The organism is Pseudomonas putida, from assembly GCF_001941965.1.
GTDB lineage: Bacteria > Pseudomonadota > Gammaproteobacteria > Pseudomonadales > Pseudomonadaceae > Aquipseudomonas > Aquipseudomonas putida_L.
The window spans coordinates 61341-68270 of the sequence record NZ_MKZO01000031.1; the positions used below are offsets into that span (position 1 = coordinate 61341).

A 6930-nucleotide genomic window follows, 5' to 3' on the forward strand; every position below is an offset into this window, starting at 1 on the left:
GGGAGGCGCCTATGGCGAACAAGGACAAGGCGAAGGGTGCGGAGTATTCGCGCCGAGCCAGGGAGAAGAAGAAGGCAGAGGATGCCCGACTAGGTGTCGAGTACGTTGTGTTCGAGATGCCAGCCGGGGTCAAGGAGCTGCTCGCTGCCGAGGTGAAGGCTCACGGCTACGACCAGGTGCAAGCACTGCGGCAGGACATGGCGCTGTCCTGGGCTGCGGCTGATCCAGAAGAGCGAGCGCGTCGACTGCAACGGCCTGACGCGCCAGCTTTTGAGATATCGCCGAAACTGGCGCGCAAGTTCGACAGCGCCACTCGGGCCGAAATCAGGCGCAACCCCGGGGACGAATTTTATAGAGACCAATCACCTGGATGACGGTTTGTTGTTGGTGCAGAAGTCTACCCAGGCCAGCGACGCAGTAGTCGCCGCATTGTAAAGCTCCCAATACTTCTCATAGGCGCCTTCGCCAGCAAGTTCTGGGTCGTTTTCAAGTAGCTCCTTTGCTGCTTTCGAATTCTTTCCGACCTCGTCGGAGAAGGCGCGGCACTTATCGTAATACTCGCGATTGGTCATCACTGAAATTTTCTCCTTGCCGGACCCAATGCCGGTTACCCGTAATACCCCATCCCTCACCAAATTGCCACCATGCCGCATCCGGCCACGGAGGATCCACCATGCCCGTACGCAACGCAGTCATTCACCGGATCGACAAGAAGCCAGACGGCAGCCCTGCCGCTCTTCACCTTTCCTCCCAGGCATTACCAGAATCGTCGGCGGCAGAGACCCTGATGCTCGACGTCAACGACACCTACAACGCCAAGACCAGCAAGGGGTGGGGCTTCTTTCAACCGGCTTCCGGCGCGTTCCCGCTCAGCGGTTGGTTGGAAGAATGGTTCGTCCAAGGATTCAGCTTTATCGAGTTCACCCGCACCGCGGCCGAACACCTGACCAAGCTGATGGAGGAATCGAACCTGTCGGTCGGCGGACACGTGCTGTTCGCGCACTACCAGCAAGGCCTGACCGAGTACCTGACGATCGCCATCCTGCAGCAGGTCGAGACGGTGGCCGTGGCGCATGATCTGAGCGTGGCGATAGCGCGCAACCTTGACACAGGCAACCTCTCCTTTGGCGCCAGGATTAACCTGAGCGAATGGAAGAACAACCCGGCGTCCAGGCAGTACATCTCGTTCATCAAGCCCAAGGGCGGTCGGCGGGCTACAGCCCACTTCAATGACTTCGTCGGGGTTACTGAGGGCATCGACTCTCCAGGCGAAACCCGCACCCTGCTCAAGGCGTTCAGTGACTTTGTGAAGGCGGAGGAACTGGCCGACGATACCGCGAGCGAGAAGAGCCATGACCTGGTGGCGTATGCCCAGGCGCAAGGCAAGACGGGCGAGCCGGTCAAGCTGGACGAGCTATCGGAACTGCTGGATGAGGACCGTCCCAAGACCTTCGCCGATTTCATGCGGGCGGGAGGCTACGGGCTATCGGAAACCTTCGCTCCGGATAAGCGCACCCTCAACCAGTACCGACGCTACACCGGACGGGCTGAGGGTATGTCGATCAGCTTTGAAGCCCACATGCTCGGCAAGCGCGTTGAGTTCGATCAGGACAGCGCCAGCCTGACGATCAAAGATCTGCCAACGCGACTGATAGATCAACTGAAGACAAGCGCGGCCTGACGAAGTTTTACTTCAAGTGAAGCTCTGCTTTAGCAGTCGCTTGCTCCTCAGTATCTGCGACAAACCACGGAGATACCTCAGCATCAGGAGCCTTCGCCTTCTGCCGCTCAGCATTCACCCTTGCAGAGGAGAAGGGACCCACAGCGATAGCCCTTCCGCCTTTTACCTTGAAACCGAACCAATAATTGTCCACCTCTACCCTCCTTGTCGGCCCATGCCAGCCAGATACTGATAACTCAATTCAACTGATCGCGCCACCTCGGTGAGGGACTCGCGTGCACGGAGAACTCCAATGCCCCAGCTAAAGCGCAGCGCCAGCATCATCTTCAGTGATGCCGAGATCATCATCCGCGAGCCTCACCCCGGGCGCCAGCCGTGGGACCAGGAGAAAGCCTGGGAGCGCGAGTATCGCAACCAGGTGCTGAAGCGCATCGTACAAACGCTCAATCGCCTGGGCTGGACCTGCGCCATGCCCGAACTGAAAGAGCGCGACAAGCGCGACCAGTACGGCATCGCTGAGAATTTCCGCCGCAACAAACGGGTGTGCAGCAAGGGCGACCTGAAGGCCGATCTGGAGCTGTCCGGCGCCTCGATCACCTTCCAGATGTTCCAGAACGTCAATGCGCCAGACCGCCCTGACCATGACGGACGGTACCAAAGCGACAAAGAAAAGCACATGCCGTACCTCATGCGCCTGGAGATGGAGCGCACCCGCCGGCGCATCCGCACCTACCTCTGCAACATCTTCAGCGGCTACTACTTCGACGAGGAGTGGATGCGCAAGCGTGAGAAGAAGGTCGGGCCAGGTCACCTTACGGCCATGGAGCGCATCCAGCTCCACTACGAGAGCAGCGTGCACTTCAAGGGGGTCGACTGGGACAAGTACAAGTCCGGATCCTGGATGAGCAGCAACCTGAGGTCGGCGGACGACCAGGCGCTGGAGCATGGTCAGACTGTCTGGTTCACCGACTACGAGGGCCGCTGGCTGCGCGGCACGGCGCTCTACAACATCAACAACATGTGGTGGGTGGTCACCGGGCCTTACAGCTACACCAACGAATGCTGCCGCGAGCTGTACGTGGCTCCGCCTGAGCATCCCCGGGCCAAGGTGAACCAGGCGCGACGCCGCAAGCGGCTGGAAGCGCTGATGTCGGCTGCCGCGGCGAAGCTGGACTTCAAGCGCGCCGAGGTGCTGAAGAACATCCTGTTCCCGCCCGAGGAGTCGCTGCACATGATCTGAACGGATCGACACGGCGGCGCCTACTTCGGGCCGAGCTACAGCGGCTATACCACCGATACGAACCAGGCCGGCAAATACACCCGAGCCGAGCTGAAGCCATACCTAGGCACTGCGGACCAGAAGGACTGCCTGCCCGCTGTTCCGGTTCGCACAGTCGCCTGACCCTCCGACGCAACCCCATTCAACGATGACGCCAAAAGCGAGGGTGTGGCGTCACGCTTCAAGTTTAATCGCATCCTGAATCCTCATGATGCACTTGATAATCTCGGTGAAGCACGTTCGCACAAGGCCGAGCGTGAAGATAAGCTGATGGTCAGTTGGCCCTAAGGATATGCTCAGCTCTTCGCCATTATCTACAAAAGACCTATCTAGCGATCTAAACGTAGCATGACTAGCTAATGATGAGAGCCCTCTATAGAAAGTCTCATACATCGGCAAAAGCCCCGCAGTCCTGGCCGCCTCATAAATAGGGTATTTAGACGCGCCATCCCGAGCGCGCGAGATAACTTCCTCAAGCATGCATTTATGATCATCTGTAAGATCTGAAGCGGGGTAATTAATCATCCCTCTAGCTTGTGTCATATCCTCATAATCACTTGCAAGAGCCATCCTATTATATGCATTGTCATCCGAGACAAGCGCAGCTGAAGCGAATAGCGTCTCAGTAGCAGTTCGTATCAATACCTGGGCCTCTTGAATAAGCCCCAACTCACAAAGAATTATTGCAGCCTGGCAGCCGCGAACCGATCGCTCGATAAATATTATCGAAGCAATAATTGGCACTGGCAAATCAGACATAGGCAAAGCCATGAACATTTGCTGAGCGACATCTGAAATTTCTCTAGCACCGCTAAACTCAGAAGCGTATTTAGTTATGTTTTCGCCTTTAAAACATTCAATATCAGGCGACAGAAAGCCCTTAGATTCAAATCCCTCTGACATAGTAACCGCCTCATAAACCAAATACCCATGTGTTTACGCAGCTAACCATCACAATATGGTGCCATCTCTGCTTTGTAATAGGAAGAGGATCCGCAATGCTTGAACAACAGCAGGATGAGAGCAAACTTGAGCGCGTGATTCGCAAGATCAAGCGCTGCCTGGCTCTCTCCAAAAGCTCCAACGAGAACGAAGCAGCCATTGCCATGCGCCAGGCCCAAGCGCTGATGCGCGAGTACCGACTCACCGAACTGGACGTGCGGCTGAGCGACGTTAGCGAGGCTCAATCGGAGAAGTTCCGAGCCAATCGCCGCCCTACCTGGGACCGCCACCTGAGCAGCATCGTCGCCCAGGTGTTTGGCGTCAGGCCCCTCTCTTACCAACACTGGTGCAGATCCGCCGGCCGGAGGGTTGATCGGGCGATCTTTGTCGGCGTCACCCCCGCTCCGCAGATTGCGATGTACGCCTATGAAGCCCTGCTGGCGAAGCTGACTTTGGCTCGACGTGAATATGTCGCCATGGTGCGCTCGGGCCAACGCCGTAGCGCCTACTCGCCAGAGACTGCTGGAGATCACTTCGCTCTCGCTTGGGTATCGGCGGTGCACGGGAAGATTCATCAGCTACTACCTCGCGGCGAAGAAGACCCAGCGCTTGCCAAGCACTCGGATGGCCGCGACCTGGTGGCTGTCGAGTCGCAGGATAAGGCGCTCATCGAGCAGTACCTGGCGGGACAAGAAATTGGAAAGGCTCGAAAGCCTCCGAAGGTCGAGCTCGACCTGGATGCGCAGATCGCCGGCCTGCTGGCGGGCCAGCGCGTCGAGTTGAACCCAGGCATGACGCACGGTGGGCAGGATCAGTTCAGGTTGGCCAGCTCATGACAATGAACCCCTACCAGATCACTGGGCCGGCGCAGATCGGGCTCAGTGGCGGCCGCACGTCCGGCTATATGACTCGCCGCATTCTCGACGCACATGGCGGAAGCCTTCCGGCCGACGTTCACTCCTTCTTCCAGAACACTGGCAAGGAGGTGGAGGAAACCTTGGAGTTCGTGCGCGAAATGTCGGAGCGCTGGGGCTTCCCGGTCGTATGGATGGAGTGGTGCCGAGAGTACGATCAGCCAGAGGACGCTCCCTGGTACCGACTAGTGGACTTCAAGAGCGCCAGCCGTAAGGGCGAGCCCTTCGACATGATGCTCGACTACTACGCTCGCTTCCGGCGTGAGAAGAAGCAGCTCGCACCTGTGCTGCCTAACTTCTCGAACAACATGTGCACGGCCTACCTCAAGATCAAGATTGGCGAGAAGCACATGCGTAGTCTTGGCTACGACCATTGGGATTGCGTCGTTGGCATTCGACATGACGAGCCAGGGCGCTATCACCGGATGATGGCGGCAAATGCCCGTGGAGGCACCCGCTGGGAGAACTACACGCCACTGTACCTTGATCGAGTGACCAAAGAGCACGTTGCCGAGTTCTGGAGCCAGCAGCCATTTGACTTGGGCATCGACTCAGAGTTGGGCAACTGCGACCTCTGCTGGAAAAAGAGCGAGGACAAGATTTATAGGGCCATCATCGAAGACCCTTCCCGGGTGCTCTGGTGGTCGGGTACTGAAGAGAAGTACGACCAAGTCTTTCGTCAAGACCGTCCGAAATACGCGCACCTCGGGTGGTATGCGGAGCGCATGGCCACCCAAGGTGCCTTCGACTTCGAGCCCTATGTGACGGAAGACATAGACTGTTTCTGCGGCGACTGACTTCTAAGGCATGTGACGAGTTAGACGGTCAACATGTACTTGTAGCTTTCAACTGTCTCTTTCAGCGCCACCGCTCCGGCAGCAGAGCAATCACCGATTCGGATCGCATACGGCTTTCCAGTGTGAAGTCCATCCACGGCGCGCCGAGTGACCTCATCGACATCGACCCCCATCGCAGCAGCTTCGGCAACGAACGCAGCTAGCGCTTGGTAGTACGGGTTATCTCTTACGTCTTCCATCGAGCCTCTCCTTGAGAAAAGAGGCCATTCTAGGGGCTTTCATGACAATAGGAATCGACCTGTTCGCCGGCCTCGGCGGATGGATTGCCGGCGCGCTACAGAGATTCGGTCGCAGAACTCGGCACACCTGCAAGCACACCGAATTAATAGGAATAAGTCATTCAAAGTTAATCGCGACCGGAGCACCTTTCATTCTATTGCCGCTCATTGAATTCCAGTTTACCCCATCGAATGTATACTTTAGCGAGTTTTCGCCCCCTCTAAATCTTACCCCTTCTATCTCCAAGTCGATACGCTCAATTATCAAAACGCGGGGCGGCTCAACTTTTATCTGCAGCGCAACATCAAATAATTCTCGACGAATGGTTATCCTGGGCCCGCTTACTTCCACGTCCCAGTTTTCGTCTCCGGCGTACCAAACATTATCTTCTATCCTCAGCGTTGTAGAACCGGAAGAATCAGAGAATATCCCGGACAGCAGGAAAGGCATGCCTGGTTCGGTAGGCGGCTTAAGTGAAAGAACCTTCACTCCCGATATCTGAAGAATGGTTTCGCAACCAATAAAGATCGAGCTTGCGAACCTAACTTCGACCGGGTCCTGCCCAATGTCGAACAGCTCAGATGCGAACCCATCCTGCTTGCAGCGAGGATTAGCGTTTGCCTTCGCAACGCTTTCCGAAGAAAGAGTTCCCCGCGCGCGCTTCTGGTTGCACTGCATGCAAAGCAGGGTCATGCCCTTTGGATCATGCACCATCGCATCCTTGAAATCCGGATTGAAATGCTCGTAGTCGTAGTAGGCAAGCCCACAAATCACACACCCGAAGCCGCACCTCCTGCGTACCTCGCGCCGTACATCTTGAGGAACATAACGTCCCAGACCGTGCTTATTCCGTTCAGCCATTTCTAATTCCTTGTTCTCTGACCAATCAACTTTAGCCGCTAGGTATCCCCCAATGTCATCAACCTAAGCTGCAGCCCTGCCCAAGGCAAGCCCCCCGAAGCAGCCAGCCGCCATGGCCGTCGGGCGATGACCAGGCCTCTGCCGCTCAATCAGGCGGTCTAGCTGGGCTGGCGGTGA

General features: G+C 56.8%; 9 protein-coding genes. 5 read left to right on the forward strand and 4 right to left on the reverse strand.

All coding sequences use genetic code 11. The features are described from left to right. Positions 1 to 11 precede the first annotated feature (11 nt). Positions 12 to 374 carry a hypothetical protein gene (locus tag PSEMO_RS18410; RefSeq protein WP_075804399.1) on the forward strand — a complete coding sequence of 121 codons (363 nt, stop codon included), beginning with the start codon at positions 12 to 14 and terminating at the stop codon, positions 372 to 374. On the opposite strand, the gene PSEMO_RS18415 is transcribed toward PSEMO_RS18410, so the two are convergent. After that, positions 363 to 572 (reverse strand): hypothetical protein, encoded by a 210-nt coding sequence (locus PSEMO_RS18415; RefSeq protein ID WP_075804400.1) that lies wholly within the window; start codon positions 570 to 572, stop codon positions 363 to 365. The two genes, PSEMO_RS18410 and PSEMO_RS18415, sit on opposite strands and share 12 nt — an antisense overlap. A gap of 101 nt (positions 573 to 673) precedes the next feature. Here PSEMO_RS18415 and yejK point away from each other — a divergent pair, with 101 nt between their 5' ends. Together yejK and PSEMO_RS18430 are read left to right on the forward strand one after the other, a co-directional pair. Beyond that, a complete protein-coding gene (gene yejK, locus PSEMO_RS18420; protein WP_075804401.1) occupies positions 674 to 1681 on the forward strand; it encodes a nucleoid-associated protein YejK in 1008 nt (335 codons plus the stop codon). 292 nt (positions 1682 to 1973) lie between these two features. Then, entirely contained in the window at positions 1974 to 2921 is a 948-nt protein-coding gene (locus PSEMO_RS18430) for a hypothetical protein (RefSeq protein WP_256721159.1), read from the forward strand. Positions 2922 to 3134: 213 nt separating this feature from the next. On the opposite strand, the gene PSEMO_RS18435 is transcribed toward PSEMO_RS18430, so the two are convergent. Then, on the reverse strand, positions 3135 to 3863 hold the full coding sequence (locus tag PSEMO_RS18435) for a DUF5677 domain-containing protein (protein ID WP_075804403.1): 729 nt from the start codon (positions 3861 to 3863) through the stop codon (positions 3135 to 3137). 95 nt (positions 3864 to 3958) lie between these two features. Here PSEMO_RS18435 and PSEMO_RS18440 point away from each other — a divergent pair, with 95 nt between their 5' ends. Continuing rightward, positions 3959 to 4738, forward strand: coding sequence for a DUF2786 domain-containing protein (locus PSEMO_RS18440; protein WP_075804404.1), 780 nt, complete (start codon positions 3959 to 3961; stop codon positions 4736 to 4738). After that, positions 4735 to 5613, forward strand: coding sequence for a hypothetical protein (locus PSEMO_RS18445; protein ID WP_075804405.1), 879 nt, complete (start codon positions 4735 to 4737; stop codon positions 5611 to 5613). The genes PSEMO_RS18440 and PSEMO_RS18445 overlap by 4 nt, the downstream gene beginning before the upstream one ends. Positions 5614 to 5633: 20 nt before the next feature. Here PSEMO_RS18445 and PSEMO_RS18450 read toward each other — a convergent pair whose 3' ends face one another. Continuing rightward, on the reverse strand, positions 5634 to 5852 hold the full coding sequence (locus PSEMO_RS18450; RefSeq protein ID WP_075804406.1) for a hypothetical protein: 219 nt from the start codon (positions 5850 to 5852) through the stop codon (positions 5634 to 5636). 157 nt (positions 5853 to 6009) lie between these two features. Continuing rightward, positions 6010 to 6753, reverse strand: a complete 744-nt coding sequence (locus PSEMO_RS18455; protein WP_075804407.1) for an HNH endonuclease — start codon at positions 6751 to 6753, stop codon at positions 6010 to 6012. Positions 6754 to 6930 lie beyond the last annotated feature (177 nt).

What these genes read in the sequence shown, in the direction of transcription:
- PSEMO_RS18410 (WP_075804399.1), top strand. Translation starts at nt 12, where the DNA reads ATGGCGAACAAGGACAAGGCGAAGGGTGCGGAGTATTCGCGCCGAGCC.
- PSEMO_RS18415 (WP_075804400.1), bottom strand. Translation starts at nt 572, where the DNA reads ATGACCAATCGCGAGTATTACGATAAGTGCCGCGCCTTCTCCGACGAG.
- yejK (WP_075804401.1), top strand. Translation starts at nt 674, where the DNA reads ATGCCCGTACGCAACGCAGTCATTCACCGGATCGACAAGAAGCCAGAC.
- PSEMO_RS18430 (WP_256721159.1), top strand. Translation starts at nt 1,974, where the DNA reads ATGCCCCAGCTAAAGCGCAGCGCCAGCATCATCTTCAGTGATGCCGAG.
- PSEMO_RS18435 (WP_075804403.1), bottom strand. Translation starts at nt 3,863, where the DNA reads ATGTCAGAGGGATTTGAATCTAAGGGCTTTCTGTCGCCTGATATTGAA.
- PSEMO_RS18440 (WP_075804404.1), top strand. Translation starts at nt 3,959, where the DNA reads ATGCTTGAACAACAGCAGGATGAGAGCAAACTTGAGCGCGTGATTCGC.
- PSEMO_RS18445 (WP_075804405.1), top strand. Translation starts at nt 4,735, where the DNA reads ATGACAATGAACCCCTACCAGATCACTGGGCCGGCGCAGATCGGGCTC.
- PSEMO_RS18450 (WP_075804406.1), bottom strand. Translation starts at nt 5,852, where the DNA reads ATGGAAGACGTAAGAGATAACCCGTACTACCAAGCGCTAGCTGCGTTC.
- PSEMO_RS18455 (WP_075804407.1), bottom strand. Translation starts at nt 6,753, where the DNA reads ATGGCTGAACGGAATAAGCACGGTCTGGGACGTTATGTTCCTCAAGAT.